Origin of the sequence: Microbacterium sp. 2FI (assembly GCF_005502885.1) — a bacterium.
Taxonomy (GTDB): Bacteria; Actinomycetota; Actinomycetes; order Actinomycetales; family Microbacteriaceae; genus Microbacterium.
The window spans coordinates 53,363-71,508 of record NZ_SCMR01000017.1 but is presented as its reverse complement, the minus strand read 5'-3'; the positions used below and the strand labels follow the sequence as shown (position 1 = coordinate 71,508).

The window sequence follows — 18,146 nt, the reverse complement described above, 5'->3', positions numbered from 1 at the left end:
AGGGTGAAGTTATGGCCACCCCGGAATTCGTCCTCGCTCTGCGCGAGAAGATCGGCTCCGCCCCGCTTCCGCTCGTCGGCGTGACAGCCGTCGTGTTCCGCGGCGAGCGGGTGCTGCTGGGCAGACGAGCCGACAACGGCGCCTGGCAGCCGGTCTCGGGCATCGTAGATCCGGGCGAGGAACCCGCCGACGCGGCGGTGCGCGAGTGCCTCGAGGAGGCGGGCGTCGTCGTGCGGGCAGAGCGCCTCGCGCTCGTGCAGCAGATCCCGCGCATCACCCACGAGAACGGCGACCAGGTCGACTATCTCGACCTGGTGTTCCGGTGCGCCTGGGTGTCGGGCGATCCGCACCCCGCCGACGGCGAACTCACCGAGGTCGGCTGGTACCGCCTGGGCGAACTGGTCGAGGTCGACCAGACCCACGTCCGCAAGATCGCGCTGGCGCTCGCCGAGGACGACCCTGCGCAGTTCCTCGGCGGCCGCTGAGGACTCTTCCCCTGAGTTCCCGTTCCCCCGGCGCACTCCCGATGTACCGAAAACCCGGTCGGTCACGGCGACACGCCGGTGACGGATGCCGAGGCACGGCGTGTCGTGTGACCGAGCAGGTTTTCGGCCCGCCCGATGGGACGCCAGAGACCGAGACAGGGACCGGAGACCGTCTCAGGAGAGGTCGAGGCGCATCAGCACGCGCGGAAAGCCGTTGATCACCGACGTCGTGTCGGCGGCCTTGCCGAACCCGGCCTTCTCGAAGAGCGACCGGGTGCCGACGTAGGCCATCGTGAGGTCGACCTTCTCGCCCTTGTTGTCGACGGGATACCCCTCGATCGCCGGCGCCCCGCTCGCGCGGGCGAAGTCGACTGCGCCTTCGAGCAGCGCGTGCGAGATGCCCTCGCCGCGGTGGCCCGGGCGCACCCGGATGCACCACACCGACCACACATCGAGGTCGTCGACGTGCGGGATCTTGCGGTTCGTCGCGAATGACGTGTCGGCGCGCGGGTGCACCGCCGCCCACCCGACGACCTCGTCGCCGTCGTACGCGAGCACGCCGGGCGGCCCGAGCGCCATGAGTTCCCGCACCCTGTCACCGCGGTCGGCGCCGCGCAGCGCCACGTTCTCCTTGCTCGGGATGCGGTAGCTCAGGCACCAGCAGACGTTGGCGTCCGCGCGCTTCGGCCCGACGAGCGACTTGACGTCGTCGAACTCGGTCGCCGGGCGGACGCGGATCGTCACGTCAGAAGTCCTCGTCGAGCGCGTACTGACGCTGCCACGACTCGGGGCGCCGGATGCCGAGCCCATACAGATACCGGATCAGCTGCCCGTGGTGCTGCGTCTCGTGCTCGAGCAGCGCGAGCGCGTAGGTCATGCCGTCTTCGTCGTCGTCGCCGAGCGCCTCGACGAACTCGGCCACCACCGCGCTGGTCGAATCCAGCGCGGAGCGGAGGGCCGCGGCATCCGTCGTCTCATCGTGCGTGACGGGAGAAGTGAACCCCTGCCACGACCCCGCACGCGCCGCGCGGACGTAGCTCTCGCGCGCACCCAGCACGCACCACAGCTGCCCGCCGATCGTGTTCGAGGGAAGTCCGGGAAGCCGCGAGCCGAGCTGCTCGGCGCTCAGCGCGTCGACGAGGTCGGTGTAGAGGACGTTCGCACGGTCGAACCGGCGGGCGAGCACGGCGGTGAAGGAAGCCACACCGACACTCTGCCCGAGGCCGCCGACACGCGCATCACTCCGCCCGCAGCACCTCGAGGGCGTGCGCGAGGTCGGCCGGGTAGTCGGAGGTGAAGGTGACCTGCTCCCCCGTCGACGGGTGTTCGAACGACAGCTCGTGCGCGTGCAGCCACTGCCGTGTGAGCCCGAGCCGCTTCGACAGGGTCGGGTCGCCGCCGTAGAGCGGGTCGCCCACGCACGGATGCCGGTGAGCGGCCATGTGCACGCGGATCTGGTGCGTGCGCCCGGTCTCGAGGTGGATCTCGAGGAGCGACGCACCGCGGAACGCCTCGATCGTCTCGTAGTGGGTGACCGAGTCCTTGCCGTCGGGAGTGACGGCGAACTTCCACGAGTGGCTGTGGTGCCGCCCGATGGGTGCGTCGATCGTGCCCGCGAGCGGATCGGGGTGACCCTGCACGACCGTGTGGTAGATCTTCTCGACCTCGCGCTCCTTGAAAGCGCGCTTGAGCACCGTGTACGCATGCTCGGTCTTCGCGACGACCATGAGGCCGCTCGTGCCGACGTCGAGGCGATGCACGACGCCCTGGCGCTCGGCGGCGCCCGTCGTCGCGATGCGGAATCCGCCCGCCGCGAGGGCGCCGAGCACCGTCGGGCCCTCCCAGCCGATCGAAGGGTGCGCCGCGACGCCCGACGGCTTGTCGACCACGACGATGTCGTCGTCGTCGTACACGATCCCGAGGTCGGGCACCGCGACGGGAACGATCCGGGCCTCTTCCCTCGGCGCCCACGAGACGTCGAGCCACGCGCCGCCGCGCAGCTTGTCGGACTTCGAGAGCACACGGCCGTCCTGCGCAACGCCGCCCGCGTCGGCGACATCGGCCGCGAACGTGCGCGAGAAGCCGAGCATCTTCGCGAGAGCGGCGTCGACGCGCGTGCCGTCGAGGCCGTCCGGCACCGGCATGCTGCGAGATTCCACGTCAGTCCTTCGGGGATGCCGGGGACTCGGATGCCGCGGCATCCGTCCCGTCATCACTCGACGTGGGCGCAGCGGACTCATCCGCATCCGCTGCCCCGGCCTTGGGCTCGCGCGTGCCGTCGAAACGGAGGCCGACGAGCACGAGGAGCGCCACGCCGATCATCATCGAGACGATGAAGATGTCGGCGACGTTGTAGATCGCCGGCATCATCCACGGCGTGTTGATGAAGTCGATCACGTGGCCGACGGCGAAACCCGGTTCGCGCAGCAGGCGGTCGGTGAGGTTGCCGAGCACACCGCCGAGCAGGAGCCCGAGACCCACCGCCCACAGCATCGAGGTCACGCGGGTCGCGGCGAGCCACACGATGACCACCGCGACGGCGGCGAGGGCGATCGTGAAGATCCACGTCACCTCTTCGCCCAGCGAGAATGCTGCGCCGGGGTTCTTCGTGAGGTAGAAGATCAGGAAGTCACCCAGCACCGGAACCGGCTGCTGATACGGCAGGTTCTCCAGCGCCAGGTGCTTCGTGAACTGGTCGGCGGCCAGCACCGTCAACGCGAGTGTCGCGATGATGGCACCGGCCGCCGCCTGACGACCCTTCGACGTGCTCCGGGACCGTGGTCGGCCTGACAAGGCCTAGAGGCCGATGGCCGAGACCGGCTGCGAGCCGGACGTCGTGGCCGTGGTCTCGAGGTCGCGCAGCTTGCCTTCGATGTAGCTGCGCAGCTGCGAGCGGTAGTCGCGCTCGAAGTTGCGGAGCTCGGTGATACGACCCTCGAGCGTCGAGCGCTCGCGGTCGAGCTTGGCGACCTCTTCGCGGCCGCGGGTCTCGGCTTCGGAGATGATGGAGGCGGCCTGCGCCTTGGCGTCGGCGATCAGCTGGTCGCGCTGGGTGCGACCCTCGGCGACGTGCTCGTCGTGCAGGCGCTGGGCGAGCTCGATGATGCCTGCGCTGGCGGCGGGGGCACCGGCGCCCGACTCGATGGCCGGAGCGGGAGCTGCAACGGGCTCAGGAGCCGCAGGTGCGGCGGCCGCGGGGGCGGCACCGGACTCGTACGCTGCGAGCTTCGCCTTGGCCTCATCGGCTTCGGCGATGGACTTGCGCCACTCCACGACGATCTCGTCGAGGAAGTCATCCACCTCGTCCGGGTCGAAGCCCTCCTTGAACCGGACGTGCTGGAACTGCTTGGTGACGACGTCATCGGGGGTCAATGCCATGGTGATTCCTCTTTCGAGCGCTCAGGTCGCTGGCCGATGTCGGGGGCCGCCCGCCCACTTCGGCGGGTCGTTTCAGGCAAGCATAGTCGCGGCATCCTGAGAGTGTCGAAGGAGATCCGCATGCCGTCATACGAGGTCAGCTGGCGATCGCACGGGTGACGCTGAGCAGAACGAAGCACAGCAGCATCGTCAGCGCGAAGCCGAAGTCGATCGCGATCGCCCCGACGCGCAGCGGCGGGATGACTCTGCGGAACAGCCGGATCGGCGGATCCGTGAGGGTATACACCGCCTCGGCAGCCACGAGACCGGCACCCTTCGGACGCCACTCGCGGTTGAAGAACGGGATCCACTCCAGGATCAGCCGCGCGAGCAGCACGAAGACGTACAGGAGAAGAACGAAGTTGAGGATCGAGGCGATGAGTTGAACGACGGCCACGGATCCAGACTACGGCTGTGTGAAGGGAACGGATTCCGGATCGGCCTGTGCGACCGTACCGTCACCCGACACCGCGACGTTCTCGGGCGACAGCAGGAAGACCTTGCTCGTCACGCGCTCGATGCGGCCGTAGAGGCCGAGCGACAGACCGCTCGCGAAGTCGATGAGACGACGCGCGTCGGCATCCGACATCTGCGAGAGATTGATGATGACCGGGATGCCGTCGCGGAAGTTCTCGGCGATCACCTGCGCGTCGCGGTACTGCTTGGGGTGCACCGTGAGGATCTCGCTGATCGCCGCGGGCGCCGGCTGACGCACGACCGTCGGGCGGTGCAGCGGGGTCACCGGAGCGGCCTTCTCGACGGCGGCTTCGGTCTTGCGGCCCCGCGGCTGCGGTGCCGGCTCTTCGTAGACCTCTTCCTCGTCGGCGAGGCCCAGGTACACCATGGTCTTCTTGAGCGGGTTCGACATCGCATCCTCCGTAGTGCTCATCTGTTCCGAGGTTAACCGCGAGCAGGCCGCGGTCCGGTGATTGCCGAGCCGATCCGCAGGTGTGTCGCGCCTGCAGTGATCGCCTCGGCGAAGTCCGCCGTCATTCCGGCGGAGATCCAGTGGGCGTCCGGCACGACCGACCGGACGGTGTCGGCGTATCCGCGCAGGCGCTCGAACGCCGCGGCGGCTGCCTCGTCGAGCGGCGCGACCGCCATGACGCCGCGCACACGGAGCGTCCGCCGCGCGGCGGCGTGCTCGGCCAGGGCCTCGAGATCAGCCGGAGCCACACCCCCGCGAGCGGGGTCGTCGGTGAGGTTGACCTGCAGCAGCACGTCGAGCACGGCATCGCCGGGCTCTGCTGCGGCATCCAGCGCGTCGGCCAGGCGCCCGCGGTCGACAGAGTGGACGACGGATGCCGCCGAGCGCACCGCCCGCGCCTTGTTGGTCTGCACCTGCCCGATGAAGTGCCAGCGCAGCCCCTCGAGCCCCGCGGTGGCGCGGGCCTTCTCGGAGAACTCCTGCTGCCGGTTCTCCCCCACGTCGCGCACGCCGAGGGCGTAGAGCTCCTCGACGAGCGTCGACGGGTGGAACTTCGTCACGACGATGCGCGTGAGCTCGGCGGGGTCTCGCCCCGCCGAGCGTGCCGCGCCGGCGATGCGCTCATCGAGCGCTGTGAGCCGCTCGGCCAGATCCCCCATGGGCGACCTCTATTTGAGGAAGTCGGGGATGTCGAGATCGTCGTCGGTGAACGGCGAGTCGATCGACGAGGCCGGGATCGTGGCGCCGACCGGGACCGGCTCCGCATCGCGGCTGCCGGCCGCTTCGTCGGCGGTGATCACCGGCATAGCCGGGGCCGTGACCACGCGCGACGCCGTGATCGGCTCGATGCGCGTCTGCGGCTCGCCGCCGTCGAAACCTGCGGCTATGACGGTGACGCGCACCTCGTCGCCGAGGGTGTCGTCGATGACGGTTCCGAAGATGATGTTGGCCTCGGGGTGCGCGGCCTCCTTCACCAGCTGCGCGGCATCGTTGATCTCGAAGATCCCGAGGTTCGATCCGCCCTGGATCGACAGGAGCACGCCGTGCGCACCTTCGATCGAGGCCTCGAGCAGGGGCGATTCGACGGCGAGCTCGGCTGCCTTGATCGCACGATCTGCGCCGCGCGCAGACCCGATGCCCATGAGCGCGGAGCCCGCGCCCTGCATGACGGACTTCACGTCGGCGAAGTCGAGGTTGATGAGACCGGGCGTCGTGATGAGGTCGGTGATGCCCTGGACACCGGCGAGGAGCACCTGGTCTGCCGTGGCGAACGCCTCGATCATCGAGATGCCGCGATCGCTGATCTCCAGGAGCCGGTCGTTCGGCACGACGATGAGGGTGTCGACCTCTTCCTTCAGCTTCGACACGCCGGTCTCGGCCTGCTGCTGACGGCGGCGGCCCTCGAACGAGAACGGCTTGGTCACGACACCGATGGTGAGCGCGCCGATCGACTTCGCGATCTTCGCGACCACGGGCGCGCCGCCGGTGCCGGTGCCACCGCCCTCGCCTGCCGTGACGAAGACCATGTCGGCGCCGCGCAGGGCCTCTTCGATCTCTTCGGCGTGGTCTTCTGCCGCGCGTCGGCCGACCTCGGGGTCGGCGCCGGCACCGAGGCCGCGCGTGAGTTCGCGGCCGACGTCGAGCTTGACGTCGGCGTCGCTCATCAGCAGCGCCTGGGCATCGGTGTTGATCGCGATGAACTCGACGCCGCGCAGTCCGAGATCGATCATGCGGTTGACGGCGTTCACGCCGCCGCCACCGACGCCGACCACCTTGATGACGGCGAGGTAGTTCTGGTTCTGGCTCATGCCGGCCTCCGTAGCATTGGACCTGTGTAACCTTCAACCTCTAGTAGAGGTATAAAGAATTGCCCGGTATGCAATTCCTGATCTGAAGGTATGCGGATGCCGTCTGCCCGCCCGCACCGACGTGGGCGTGTCGCGACATCCCGTGCGGAACTGGTCGAAGAGTCAGCGGATGACGATGGCGGAGGGCGACGACACGTCGTAGCTGAAGACGTCTGCCGGCGGTCGGGAGGCCATCGCCCGCTGCAGCACGACCGCCTTGAGTGCCGAGTCTTGCGCACTCCCCCACACAACGAGCGTGTTGGTGCCGCCGAGGGTCAGGGTCACATCATCGGGTGTGGATGCCGAGACTCCCGTGACCTGGACGGCGATCTCATCCGGCAGCGATCGCATCACCTGCCCGGCAGCGTCGAACGCGTCGGAGTCGGTGCCGCCGGTGATCGAGAGCACCGGGACGCCCGCGGCCGGCGACGCACTCGTGGCGAGCACCACACCCGCGGCATCCACGAGGGAGTAGCCGGCCGCCGTGTCGACCGATCCGATCGGCGTGCGCTCGACGATCCGCACGACGAGCTCGTGCGGCGGTCGCGCCTCGAGCGAGTAGGACTCGACGAGGGGGAAGCCCACCAGTGCCGCCTTGACCGCGCTCTCGTCGACGAGGGGCAGGGGTGTCCCCAGCTGGTCGCCCAGAGCCTGCTCGACCTCGGCCGCATCGAGCTGCTCGGCACCGACGACGCGAATGTCGCGCACGGCGAACAGCGGGCTGTACGCGGCGCCGAGCGTCGCGAGCACGAGGACGACGAGAGCCGCGCCCACGCCGATCCACACGATGCGGCGGCGGCGCTGGCGCACCGTGAAGCGGCGCACCTCGGCTCGCAGGGCGCGCCTGCGCGCCCTGGCCGCACGCCACACGTCACGCAGGCTCACGGGAGCATCGCTCGCGGGCTCGGCGGCGGGGTCGGCGCCTTCGGGGCGACGGATGCCGACGGGCGCCGTGATCGGGATCACGGGTGCCGCGGCACCGTTCGTCGCGCGTGTCTCCGCGGCATCGGCAGGCGCCGTCGCAGCATCCGTCGTCGTCTCATCGGCGGGCGCACGAGGCGCGTCATCGACGGTCGCAGCGCCCGCCGCGGGCGCGTTGGACGGAGGCGGCAGCGGCGGTGGCCGACGCATGCGCCCCTACTCCCCCGCGCCGGTCGCGGCGTCCGCGCCGGTCGGCGCGCTCGTGCGGCCGAGCGCGTCGAGCACCTGCGGGATGATCTGGTACACGTTCCCGCAGCCGAGGGTGATGACGTAGTCGCCGTCGCGCGCGACCGTCGCGGTGTAGTCGGCCGCGGCCTGCCAGTCGGCGACGTAGTGGACGTGGGCGGGGTCGACGAACGCGCCGCTCACGAGCTCGCCGGTGACGCCCGGAACCGGGTCTTCCCGTGCGCCGTACACGTCGAGCATGACCGTGTGATCGGCATGGCGCTCGAGCACGTCGGCGAACTCCTGGTACATCTCCTGCGTGCGCGAATACGTGTGCGGCTGCTGGATCGCGATGATGCGTCCGTCGCCGACGACGGTGCGTGCGGCCGCCAGGGCTGCCGCGACCTCGGTCGGGTGGTGGGCGTAGTCGTCGAACACGCTCACGCCGCGCTCGACGCCGTGCAACTCGAAGCGGCGGATCGTGCCGGCGAAGCCTTCGACGGCGCGCACCGCGGGTTCGAGCGCGTGTCCGAGGGTCAGCAGCACCGCGACCGCGCCGACGGCGTTGATCGCGTTGTGTGCACCCGGGATCGGGAGTGCGGCGTCGACCGTCTCGCCGGCGAAGGTGACGCGGAACGACACGGGCCCCTCGGTGCGGATGTCGGTGACGCGCACGGTGGCTGCGGCATCCTCCCCGAAGGTGACGACGTTCGCGTGGGTGAGCTGGTCCGCGACGATCCGCGCACCCGCGTCGTCGGACGAGATGACGACCGCCTCGCGCGCCGCGTTCGCAAACCGGGCGAATGCGGCATAGAACGCCTCGCCCGAGCCCCAGTGGTCGAGGTGGTCGGGGTCGACGTTCGTGATGAGCGCGATCGAGGTGTCGTAGAGCAGGAACGTGCCGTCGGACTCGTCGGCTTCGATGACGAAGAGGTCGTCGGACCCGCTGCCGCTCGAGACCCCCAGCTGCGCGATCACGCCGCCGTTGACGAAGGTGGGATCGACGCCGAGGTCGCGGAGGGCGGTCACCAGCATGCCGGTCGAGGTCGTCTTGCCGTGGGCACCGGCGACCGAGACGAGGCGCTGGCCGCCGATGAACCAGTACAGCGCCTGCGAGCGGTGGATGACGTGGAGGCCACGCTCCTTGGCGAGCAGGAACTCGGGGTTCTCGGGCCAGATCGCCCCGGTGTGCACGGCCGTGTCGACGTCGTCGGCGAGGTTCGCGGCATCGTGCCCGACGTAGACCGTCGCGCCGAGAGCAGCGAGTTCCTGCAGGGCCGCGCTGTCGGCGCGATCGGAGCCCGACACCCGGATCCCGCGCTCGAGGAACATGCGCGCGAGCCCCGACATGCCGGAGCCGCCGATTCCGATGAAGTGGGCGGCCTCGATGTTCTCGGGGATGGGAAGGGTGAGGTCGGGTCTGATCATGACCCGTCAATCCTAAGTTGGGTGACGGATGCCGCGGCCCCGGCGCGCTGGCCGGAGCAGGGGCGGGTCAGTCGCCTCGGTGCTGCTCCTCGCAGTCGCCGAGTTCCACGACCGATACCGCGTCGGGGCAGACGAGGAACGCCGTCCCGCCGCCGTACGGGTCCTGCGTCATGTCCATCTGGACCTCGATCGCACCGTCCGAGCGCCTGCTGTAGGTGGTGATGATGGGGTCGCCTTCGGTGGTCGGGGCGGTGACCTTCAGCACGCCGTCGACACCCGCCTCGGCAAAGCAGTCGACGGCCTCCTGCGGGATCACCTGACCTTGGCCGAGTCTGTACGCGCCGCACGACGGTGGGGGGCTCGCGGGCGAACCGCCGGAGCCGGAGGCGCAGGAGGTCAGCAGGATCGCGGCGAGAACGGCGACCGCCCCGGCCGCAGTAGCCTTCGTCATCCGGTTCATGAGGCCTCCTCGCCCGTGTCGCTGTGTGAGTGTCGGCGGCGACCCGATCGTCTCACCCGGACCCGTTCCGCACGGACGGCGTGCCGTAAACCTGCTCGGTCACGACGACACGCCGGTGACGGATGCCGAGGTCCGGCGTGTCGTGTGACGGACCGGGTTTTCGGCACAGCGGCGGAGGCCGGCGGGCTACCGTCCCAGAGCCTCGTCGATCAGGGTGACGACGTTCTCGGTGCCGTGGCGCGTGCCGACGGATGCCGCGGCCTGCGTCATCGCCGCGCGCTTCGCGTCGTCGGCGAGGAGCGGCAGCACGTCGGAACGCACCCGGTCGCCGGTGAACTCCGCGTCGGGCAGCAGGATCGCTGCGCCGGCTCGTACGGCCGAGGCCGCGTTCAGCGCCTGCTCGCCGTTGCCGACCGCGTACGGCACGTACACGGCGGGGATGCCGAGCGCGCTGATCTCGCTCACCGTCGCGGCGCCCGCGCGCGAGACGATGAGGTCGGCGAGGGCGAAGGCGAGATCCATGCGGTCGACGTAGCGGCGCACCGCGTAGCCCGGTGCCCGTGGGTCGGCGAGCTCGGAACGCTCCCCCGTCACGTGGACGAGCTGCCACCCGGCATCCACCACGTCGCGCCATGCCGCGCCGAAGCCCTGGCCGAACGCCTCGTTCAAGCGCTGCGCGCCGAGCGATCCGCCGAACACGAGCAGTACGGGCCGCGCGGGATCGAGCCCGAAGTGCGCCGCCGCCTCGGTGCGAAGCGCGCTGCGGTCGAGGTCGACGATCTCGCGGCGCAGCGGCATCCCGACCACGCGCGAGCGCTTGAGCGGCGTGCCCTCGAAGGCGACGCCGATGCCCGCGGCGCTGCGCGCGCCGAGCACGTTCGCGAGTCCAGGCCGGGCGTTTGCCTCGTGCACGACGTACGGCACGTCCGCGCGGCGGGCGGCGACGTACGCCGGTGCCGATGCGTAGCCGCCGAAGCCGACGACGACGTCGACGCCGCGGGCTGCGATGTGGTCGCGCACCTGGCCGATCGCGGTGCGGAACCGCGCGGGGAAGGCCGCAGCAGCTCGATTCGGGCGCCGCGGGAAGGGGACCTTGTCGACGAAGACCAGTTCGTAGCCGCGCTCGGGTACGAGGCGGGCCTCGAGGCCTTCGCGCGTGCCGAGCACGAGGATCTCGGCATCCGGATCCCGCTCGCGCAGCGCATCGGCCACCGCCAGCAGCGGATTCACGTGGCCGGCGGTGCCGCCGCCGGCGAGGAGGTACGTCGTCACCCCACGACCCTAGCCGCCGTCGGGGGTCGGTCCCGGCGAACCGTCAGCCGTCGCGCGCTACCGCGTCGCGCGCTGCCGCCGCCTGCGGGCTTCGTCGATCTGAGCCTGCCGCCTCGCCACGGCATCCGGAAGCGTGCGCGCGAACGAGAGCAGCACGCCCGAGGCGATGAGCACCGACAGCAGCGACGTGCCACCCTGCGACATGAACGGCAGCGGCACGCCGAGCACGGGGAAGACCCGCAGCACGACGCCGATGTTGATGAGGGCCTGGCCGATGATCCACACCGTGATGCCGCCCGAGACGATGCGCACGAACGGGTCGTCGGTCTTGCGGATGATGTGGAAGGCGCCCACCGCGAAGAGGGCGAACAGCGACAGCACCACGGCGCAGCCGATGAGGCCGAGCTCTTCGCCGACGACGGCGAAGATGTAGTCGTTCGCGATCGCCGGCAGCCAGTCGTACTTCTCGCGCGAGTTGCCGAGACCGAGGCCGAAGACGCCGCCGTTGGCGAGCCCCCAGATGCCGTGCAGGGGCTGGTAGCAGTCGTTGAAGTAGTCGTCCAGGCAGTTGGGGTTGAGGAAGCTCAGGAACCGGCGCATGCGGTCGGGGCTCGCCACGGCGAGCACCGCGACCGCGACGGCTGCGCCGATCGCCGGCAGCACGAAGATGCGCAGCTTCACGCCCGAGAAGAAGAGCGCGCCCAGCACGATCAGCACGAGGATCATCGCCGTGCCGAGGTCGCTGCCGGCCATGACCGTCGCGACGACGAGCACCGAGACCGGCACGAGCGGAATGAACACGTGCTGCCACTTGCTCAGCAGCGTCTGCTTGCGGAAGAGCACGTACGCGACCCACAGAGCCAGGGCGAGCTTGAGGAACTCCGACGGCTGCGCCTGGAGCCCCGCGATCGTGATCCAGTTGCGGTTTCCGTCGGCGCCGTGGCCGAGCGGTGTGAACACCAGCAGCTGGAACGCCGTCGCGCCGATGAGCGCGGGCCACGCGACGCGCTTCCAGAACGAGATCGGCAGGCGGCTTGCGACGAACATCAGCGGGATGCCGATGACGGCGAACACCAGCTGCTTCACGGCGGCGTCCCAGGGCGCCTCGCCCGTGGCCGTCGCGGTCGCCGACGTCGCGGAGAGCACCATGACGAGGCCGAAGATCGTCAGCATCAGCGCCGTGGAGGAGATCAGCAGGAACTCGCTCGGCACCGGCGCGAACACCTTGCCGAGCGAGACGCGCGCCGCGAGCCCGCGCGCGGTGGAGCGCTCAGGAGGCGGAGTCTGGGGTTCCCGCGGGCGGGACGTCGTCGTGCTGATGCCCGGCCCCCGTTCCGATCCGCTCCATCACCGCCGCCGCGAAGCGGCGACCGCGGTCGGCGTAGGAGGCGAACTGGTCGAAGGATGCCGCGGCGGGGGCGAGCAGAACAACGTCCCCGTCACGCGCGATTCCGACCGCCAGTTCGACGACCTGCGCCATGACCTCTTCAGTCTCGACGGCGTGCACCTCGAACACCGGCACCCCCGGCGCGTGTCGCGCGAACGCGACCACGACCGCCTCGCGGTCGGCGCCGATCACGATCGCCGCCTTCGCCGACGCGCCGCGGGACGAGACGAGGTCGGAGATGTCGACGCCCTTGAGGAGGCCCCCGACGATCCACACCGCTCCCGGGTACGCCTGCAGCGACGATGCGGCCGCGTGCGGGTTGGTGGCCTTGGAATCGTCGACCCACGTGATGCCCGCGTGCCGGGCGACGACCTCGATGCGATGCGGATCGAGGCGGAAGCCGCGCAGGGCCTCGCGAATCGCGGCGACCGGCACCTCGAGCGACCGCGCGAGGGCGGCTGCGGCGAGGATGTTCGCCGCCATGTGCGGCGCGGCGAGTCCGAGTTCGGCGAGCTCTGCGACCGTCGTGAGCTCGAGGGCGGACGTGCGTCGGTCGTCGAGGAAGGCGCGATCGACGAGGATTCCGTCGACGACGCCGAGATCGCTGGGACCGGGCACGCCGAGGTCGAATCCGATCGCGCGGGCGCCTTCGACCACATCGGCATCCTCGACCATGGCCAGGGTGGCGGCATCCGACTTGTTGTAGACGCACGCGACGCGTGTGAGGTCGTAGACGTGCGCCTTCGCGGCGCGGTACTCCTCGAACGAGCCGTGCCACTCGAGGTGGTCGTCGGCGAGGTTGAGGCACACCGCGGCGTGCGGCGAGACGGGCTCGGGGCCCTGCTGGAGCCCCAGGTACCAGAGCTGGTGGCTGGAGAGCTCGACGACGAGGGCGTCGAAGCCCGATGGGTCGCGGACGGCGTCGAGCACGGGCGTGCCGATGTTCCCGACGGGCGCCGCGCGCAGGCCACCGGAGACGAGCATGGTCGCCGCGAGGCGCGTGGTCGTCGTCTTGCCGTTCGTGCCGGTGATGAGGATCCAGTCGGCGGGCATGCCGTCCGCGCGCAGGACCTTGTCGCGCACGCGCCACGCGAGCTCGATGTCGCCCCAGAGGGCGGCGTCCGAATCCTGCGCCCACACGATGAGCGGATGCCGCGGCGCGAAGCCCGGCGAGGCGATGACCACCTCGGGCGCGAAGTCTGAGAGCTCATCGGGAACGGCATCCAGAGGCCCGGTCCACAGGCGGGCGCCGATCACCGGCAGCAGTCGGGCATACTCCTCGTCCGCCGTCTCGGTGACGACGAGGACATCGGCGCCGAGCTCGGCGAGCGTGTCGGCGACCGAGAAGCCGGTGACGGAGAGCCCGAGCACCGCGACGCGCAGGCCCTTCCAGTCGGCGTGCCAGCTCGTAAGGGTGTCGAGCCGTGCCGCGGTCATGTCTGCGACAGCCACTCGACGTAGAAGAGCCCGACTCCCGACACCGCGAGGAGCCCCGCGATGATCCACATGCGGATCACGATCGAGATCTCGGACCACCCGCGCATCTCGAGGTGATGGTGGAACGGGCTCATGAGGAAGAGGCGTTTGCCGCGGGTGAGCTTGAAGTAGAGCCGCTGCAGGATCACCGAGCCGGGGCCGATGATGAAGACGCCGGCGATGAGCACGCCGAGCAGTTCGGTGCGCGAGAGGATCGACATCGCCGCGATGACGCCGCCGATCGACATCGAGCCGACGTCGCCCATGAACACCTGGGCCTTGGGCGCGTTCCACCAGAGGAACCCGACGAGAGCTCCGACGAATGAGGCCGAGATGATCGCGAGGTCGAAGGGGTCGCGCGTCGCGTAGCACGCGTAGGGCGTGTCGAGCACGATCTGGGGCGCCTGGCAGCTCTGGTTGAACTGCCAGAAGACGACCAGGCTGTAGGCGCCGGTGACGAAGATGCCGGCGCCGGCGGCGAGGCCGTCGAGGCCATCGGTGACATTCGTGCTGTTCGACCACGCGACGCCGATGAAGGTGACCCACGCGAGATACACCACCCAGCCGATGATCGGGCCGAGGGCGAAGAACCAGAGCAGCGGAACGTCGCGGAACACCGAGACGTACGCCGACGCCGGAGTCTGGCCCCAGTCGTTCGGAAGCATGAGCGCCACGATGCCGAAGGGGACGACGACCAGCACCTGCCCGAGCACCTTGCGCCAACCCGTCAGGCCGAGGCTGCGCTGGCGGCGCACCTTCATGTAATCGTCGATGAACCCGACCACGCCGAAGCCCACCATCATCCACACGACCAGGAGGCCCGAGATCGTGGGCGGATTGTTGCCGGTGTACCCGCCGACGAAGTAGCCGACCAGGGCGCCTGCGATGAAGATCGTGCCGCCCATCGTGACGGTGCCGCGCTTCTCCTGGTGGCTCGGGTTGTGGACGTTCTCGGGGGTGCGGATGACCTGCCCCCAGCCCCACTTGCGGAAGAGCCGCAGGAACACGGGCGTGAGGAAAAGCGTGAATGCCAGAGAGATCGCTGCCGCCGTCAGAAGTGATCTCACGAGAAGGATTCTCCCAGACGATCGCCCAGGAACCGCAGACCCGCCGAGTTCGAGGACTTGACGAGCACGCGGTCGCCGTCGCGCAGCTCGCCGAGAAGGTAGTCGTAGGCCTCGTCGGCGGTCGCGAAGAACACCGCCTCGGCATCCCACGATCCCTGCGCGACGGCTTCGAGGAACATGCGCCGCGCTTCGGGCCCCACGACCACGATGCGCTGGATGCCGAGCCGCACGGCCAGCAGGCCCACGCGGTCGTGCTCCTCCTCGGCGTACTCGCCGAGCTCGCTCATCGCGCCGAGGACTGCGACGGTGCGCTCGCCCGGCCCGGTGATCTGCGCGAGCGTTCGGAGGGCCGCGGCCATCGAATCGGGGCTGGCGTTGTAGGCGTCGTTGATGATGCGCACACGCTCCGAGCCCAGCGGCTGCATGCGCCAGCGCTCCGCGATCTCCACCGTCTCGAGTCGGGCGACCGCGGCGGCCAGGCTCACGCCGAGGGCAGTGGCCGCGGCGATCGCGGCGAGGGCGTTCATGACGTGGTGCTCGCCGAGCACCTGGAGGCGGAGCGGCAGCGACTCGCCGTCGGCGGTGACGACGAAGGAGGTTCCGGATGCCGTCACGACGACGTCGTCGGCACGCACGTCGATCGCCGCTGAGCCGCGGCCGAACCAGCGCACGCGCGCGCCCCGCTCGGCGGCGATGGGCGCCATGGCGGCAACGCGGGCGTCGTCGGCGTTGAGCACCGCGAGCCCGCCGGCGCCGAGCGCGCGGACGAGCTCGGACTTCGCCTGAAAGGTCGACTCGATCCCGCCGAAGCCGCCGGCGTGGGCCATGCCCACCATGAGCACGATGCCGACGTCGGGGTCGACGAGACCGGCGAGTCGTGCGATCTCGCCCGGCGCGCTCGCGCCGAACTCACTCACGAGGAACCGTGTCGAAGGCGTCACCCGCAGCATCGTGAGGGGCGCACCGACCTCGTTGTTGAACGACGCCTTCGGCGACACCGTCTCGCCCTCGCCCTCGAGGACGCGGGCGAGCAGATTCTTCGTCGTCGTCTTGCCGTTGGATCCCGTGATGCCGACGACCCGCAGATCGCCCTCCGCGCGCACCTGCGCGACGACATGGCGTGCGAGGTCGGCGAGGGCTGCGATCGCGTCGCCGACGACGATCTGGGTGACCTCGGCGCCGGCATCGCTCTTTACGAGGTGTTCGACGATCGCGACCGCGGCGCCGTTCGCGACTGCGGCGCCGACGAAGTTGTGCCCGTCGGTGACCTCGCCAGGCTTCGCGACGAAGATGCCGCCGGAGACGATGAGCCGCGAATCGGTGTCGACGGCGCCCGAGACGACCGTCTCGGGCGTGTCGCCGGCGGCGAGGTGCGCCTCACCCCCGAGGGCGTGGGCGAGCTGGGCGATGGTGAGCGCGATCATGGGTTCTCCGGCCGGATCGAAGCGTCACCCGAACTTGGGCAGAAGCTCCGGCGCCGTCGTCGCGGGCATGACGCGGTAGGTCTTGAGCACCTGAGTCATGGCCCGCTGGAACGCGGTCGCGTTGGCCGCTGACGATGTTACCTTCGTCGGCTCGTCGAGGGTGACGACGACGGTGTACTCCGGGTCGTCGGCGGGAGCGAAGCCGATCATCGTCGTGTAGTAGGCGCCTGCCTTGTAGCCGCCGTTGACGAGGTCGGCCTTCTCACCGGTTCCGGTCTTGCCGCCGATGCGGTATCCGGGGATCGCGACCTGCTTGGCGAGTCCGCCCTGCACGAAGACGTTCTCGAGCATCTCGCTCACCTGCGCCGCGGTGCTCTCCTTGAGCACCCGCGTCGGCTCGGGCAGCTCGGGCTCGACGACGGTGCCGTCGGGCATGGTGCACGCTTCGATGAGCGAGAGCGGCATCCGCACGCCGTCGTTCGCGATCGCCCCATAGGCGCCCGCGAGCTCGGGCATGGTGGTCGTGAGGCCCTGGCCGAACGACGTGTTGTAGGTGGTCTGCGCTCCCCACTGGTCGACGGGCCAGATGACGCCGGTCTCTTCGCCGAGGAAGTCGACGGCGCTGCCCGAGCCGATGCCGAACTTCTCGAAGTACTCCGCGCGGATCGCCGCGGGCACCCGCTCGCTGAACTTCGCGATGCCGGCGTTCGACGAGTCGATGAGGACGCCCGTGAGCGTGTACTCGTAGGCCGGGTGCGCGAAGGCATCCTGCACGCGCGCGCCGTTCGCGAACGTCTCACGGCTCGAGGCGATCACGGTCGAGCGGGGCGTCTGGCCGCCGGCGTCGATGACGGTCGCCGCGGTGAGCGCCTTGAAGGTCGAGCCCGGCTCGAAGGTGTCCTCGAAGATGCGGCTGCCGCGCACGTCCTCGAGGGCGGTCGGATCGTTCGGGTCGATCGTCGGGGCCTCCGCGGCGGCGCGGATCTTTCCGGTCTTGGTCTCGACGACGAGGATCGAGCCGTGGTTGGCGCCCATGTTCTGCACCTGCTCGCCGATCAGCTGCTGCAGGTACCACTGCAGGTCGCGGTTGATCGTCAGCTGCAGCGTGCCGCCGTCCAGGGCGTCCTGCTGGCGCTCGGTGCCGGGGATCACCACGCCGTCCTTGCCCTTCTGGAAGGTGCGCCACCCGTCGGTCGCGTCGAGGCAGTCGCTCTGGGCCTTCTCGAGGCCCTCGAGCGGCGTGCCGTCCGAGCCGACGAAGCCCACGAGGTTGCCGGCGACGGCCCCGTCGGGGTAGGCACGGGCGGGATGCTGCAGGCACACGATGTAGGGGGCATCGAGGTCGGCGAGTTCGCGGTACTGCTCGGTCGTGACGCGCTTCTTGAGGTACGCGAAGCGGGATGACGGATCTTCCGCGAGCGCATCGGCGACGATCGCCTGCACCTCTTCGGTCGTCTGCCCGGTGATCTTCGCAGCGTCCTCAGAGACCTCCGACCACGGGTCGTCGTCGGACTCCCCGGCGAGGATGTCGGTGTCGATCTGCGTGATCAGCAGCGGATCGACCTGGCAGTCGTACAGCAGGATGCTGCCGGCCAGCGTCTGTCCGTTCTCGTCGACGATGCCACCCCGAGTGCCGTAGAGGATCTGCTCGGCCCCGAGCGCGCGATCCATCGAGTCGGAGATGTGCTCGCGGGCGTTGACGACCTGGATGTCAACGAGACGCACGATGAACCCCGCCAGAACGGCGAGGACGACGGCCAGCGCGACGACGGTTCTGCGGCGGGGGCTGCGGGTTGCTCGGGTCGTCAT

The 18,146-nt window shown here is 70.0% G+C and carries 19 protein-coding genes; 1 reads left to right on the top strand and 18 read right to left on the bottom strand.

Annotation, left to right across the window (positions count from 1 at the left end):
• The first annotated feature begins 11 nt into the window (after positions 1-11).
• Complete coding sequence (locus FFS15_RS13690; protein WP_137845600.1) at positions 12-485, top strand: NUDIX domain-containing protein; 474 nt, start codon at positions 12-14, stop codon at positions 483-485.
• 174 nt (positions 486-659) lie between these two features.
• On the opposite strand, the gene FFS15_RS13685 is transcribed toward FFS15_RS13690, so the two are convergent.
• The 18 genes from FFS15_RS13685 to FFS15_RS13600 all read right to left on the bottom strand — a co-directional run bounded on the left by FFS15_RS13685 (position 660) and on the right by FFS15_RS13600 (position 18,146).
• Complete coding sequence (locus tag FFS15_RS13685) at positions 660-1,229, bottom strand: GNAT family N-acetyltransferase (RefSeq protein ID WP_137845599.1); 570 nt, start codon at positions 1,227-1,229, stop codon at positions 660-662.
• A gap of 1 nt (position 1,230) precedes the next feature.
• Complete coding sequence (locus FFS15_RS13680; RefSeq protein ID WP_137845598.1) at positions 1,231-1,689, bottom strand: DinB family protein; 459 nt, start codon at positions 1,687-1,689, stop codon at positions 1,231-1,233.
• 34 nt (positions 1,690-1,723) lie between these two features.
• Complete coding sequence (locus FFS15_RS13675) at positions 1,724-2,644, bottom strand: RluA family pseudouridine synthase (RefSeq protein WP_137845597.1); 921 nt, start codon at positions 2,642-2,644, stop codon at positions 1,724-1,726.
• A gap of 1 nt (position 2,645) precedes the next feature.
• Positions 2,646-3,218 carry a signal peptidase II gene (gene lspA, locus FFS15_RS13670; RefSeq protein WP_283205755.1) on the bottom strand — a complete coding sequence of 191 codons (573 nt, stop codon included), beginning with the start codon at positions 3,216-3,218 and terminating at the stop codon, positions 2,646-2,648.
• Between the two features lie 63 nt (positions 3,219-3,281).
• Complete coding sequence (locus tag FFS15_RS13665; protein ID WP_137845595.1) at positions 3,282-3,863, bottom strand: DivIVA domain-containing protein; 582 nt, start codon at positions 3,861-3,863, stop codon at positions 3,282-3,284.
• 136 nt (positions 3,864-3,999) lie between these two features.
• Positions 4,000-4,299: a YggT family protein gene (locus FFS15_RS13660; protein WP_137845594.1), complete on the bottom strand. Its 300-nt coding sequence runs from the start codon at positions 4,297-4,299 to the stop codon at positions 4,000-4,002.
• Positions 4,300-4,308: 9 nt separating this feature from the next.
• Positions 4,309-4,770 carry a cell division protein SepF gene (locus FFS15_RS13655; RefSeq protein WP_137845631.1) on the bottom strand — a complete coding sequence of 154 codons (462 nt, stop codon included), beginning with the start codon at positions 4,768-4,770 and terminating at the stop codon, positions 4,309-4,311.
• 32 nt (positions 4,771-4,802) lie between these two features.
• Positions 4,803-5,489, bottom strand: a complete 687-nt coding sequence (locus tag FFS15_RS13650; protein ID WP_137845593.1) for a YggS family pyridoxal phosphate-dependent enzyme — start codon at positions 5,487-5,489, stop codon at positions 4,803-4,805.
• A 9-nt stretch (positions 5,490-5,498) separates the two neighbouring features.
• Positions 5,499-6,638 (bottom strand): cell division protein FtsZ, encoded by a 1,140-nt coding sequence (gene ftsZ, locus FFS15_RS13645; RefSeq protein WP_137845592.1) that lies wholly within the window; start codon positions 6,636-6,638, stop codon positions 5,499-5,501.
• Between the two features lie 162 nt (positions 6,639-6,800).
• Positions 6,801-7,808 carry an FtsQ-type POTRA domain-containing protein gene (locus tag FFS15_RS13640; protein WP_137845591.1) on the bottom strand — a complete coding sequence of 336 codons (1,008 nt, stop codon included), beginning with the start codon at positions 7,806-7,808 and terminating at the stop codon, positions 6,801-6,803.
• A 6-nt stretch (positions 7,809-7,814) separates the two neighbouring features.
• A complete protein-coding gene (gene murC, locus FFS15_RS13635) occupies positions 7,815-9,251 on the bottom strand; it encodes a UDP-N-acetylmuramate--L-alanine ligase (protein ID WP_137845590.1) in 1,437 nt (478 codons plus the stop codon).
• Between the two features lie 67 nt (positions 9,252-9,318).
• On the bottom strand, positions 9,319-9,711 hold the full coding sequence (locus FFS15_RS13630; protein WP_137845589.1) for a hypothetical protein: 393 nt from the start codon (positions 9,709-9,711) through the stop codon (positions 9,319-9,321).
• Positions 9,712-9,897: 186 nt separating this feature from the next.
• Complete coding sequence (locus FFS15_RS13625; RefSeq protein ID WP_137845588.1) at positions 9,898-10,983, bottom strand: UDP-N-acetylglucosamine--N-acetylmuramyl-(pentapeptide) pyrophosphoryl-undecaprenol N-acetylglucosamine transferase; 1,086 nt, start codon at positions 10,981-10,983, stop codon at positions 9,898-9,900.
• Between the two features lie 57 nt (positions 10,984-11,040).
• On the bottom strand, positions 11,041-12,303 hold the full coding sequence (gene ftsW, locus FFS15_RS13620) for a putative lipid II flippase FtsW (RefSeq protein ID WP_137845587.1): 1,263 nt from the start codon (positions 12,301-12,303) through the stop codon (positions 11,041-11,043).
• On the bottom strand, positions 12,254-13,807 hold the full coding sequence (gene murD / locus FFS15_RS13615; RefSeq protein WP_137845630.1) for a UDP-N-acetylmuramoyl-L-alanine--D-glutamate ligase: 1,554 nt from the start codon (positions 13,805-13,807) through the stop codon (positions 12,254-12,256). Before murD ends, ftsW begins: the two co-directional genes overlap by 50 nt.
• Entirely contained in the window at positions 13,804-14,913 is a 1,110-nt protein-coding gene (mraY, locus tag FFS15_RS13610) for a phospho-N-acetylmuramoyl-pentapeptide-transferase (RefSeq protein ID WP_137845586.1), read from the bottom strand. Before mraY ends, murD begins: the two co-directional genes overlap by 4 nt.
• Positions 14,910-16,337, bottom strand: a complete 1,428-nt coding sequence (murF, locus tag FFS15_RS13605) for a UDP-N-acetylmuramoyl-tripeptide--D-alanyl-D-alanine ligase (protein ID WP_137845585.1) — start codon at positions 16,335-16,337, stop codon at positions 14,910-14,912. The genes mraY and murF overlap by 4 nt, the downstream gene beginning before the upstream one ends.
• Positions 16,338-16,361: 24 nt before the next feature.
• On the bottom strand, positions 16,362-18,146 hold the full coding sequence (locus FFS15_RS13600) for a penicillin-binding protein 2 (protein ID WP_137845584.1): 1,785 nt from the start codon (positions 18,144-18,146) through the stop codon (positions 16,362-16,364).

Bases quoted from the DNA above. Each gene is read 5' to 3' on its own strand.
- FFS15_RS13690 (WP_137845600.1), top strand. From the start codon at position 12: ATGGCCACCCCGGAATTCGTCCTCGCTCTGCGCGAGAAGATCGGCTCC.
- FFS15_RS13665 (WP_137845595.1), bottom strand. From the start codon at position 3,863: ATGGCATTGACCCCCGATGACGTCGTCACCAAGCAGTTCCAGCACGTC.
- FFS15_RS13640 (WP_137845591.1), bottom strand. From the start codon at position 7,808: ATGCGTCGGCCACCGCCGCTGCCGCCTCCGTCCAACGCGCCCGCGGCG.
- murF (WP_137845585.1), bottom strand. From the start codon at position 16,337: ATGATCGCGCTCACCATCGCCCAGCTCGCCCACGCCCTCGGGGGTGAG.
- ftsZ (WP_137845592.1), bottom strand. From the start codon at position 6,638: ATGAGCCAGAACCAGAACTACCTCGCCGTCATCAAGGTGGTCGGCGTC.
- murD (WP_137845630.1), bottom strand. From the start codon at position 13,807: ATGACCGCGGCACGGCTCGACACCCTTACGAGCTGGCACGCCGACTGG.
- FFS15_RS13630 (WP_137845589.1), bottom strand. From the start codon at position 9,711: ATGAACCGGATGACGAAGGCTACTGCGGCCGGGGCGGTCGCCGTTCTC.
- FFS15_RS13655 (WP_137845631.1), bottom strand. From the start codon at position 4,770: ATGTCGAACCCGCTCAAGAAGACCATGGTGTACCTGGGCCTCGCCGAC.
- murC (WP_137845590.1), bottom strand. From the start codon at position 9,251: ATGATCAGACCCGACCTCACCCTTCCCATCCCCGAGAACATCGAGGCC.
- FFS15_RS13650 (WP_137845593.1), bottom strand. From the start codon at position 5,489: ATGGGGGATCTGGCCGAGCGGCTCACAGCGCTCGATGAGCGCATCGCC.
- FFS15_RS13600 (WP_137845584.1), bottom strand. From the start codon at position 18,146: ATGACGACCCGAGCAACCCGCAGCCCCCGCCGCAGAACCGTCGTCGCG.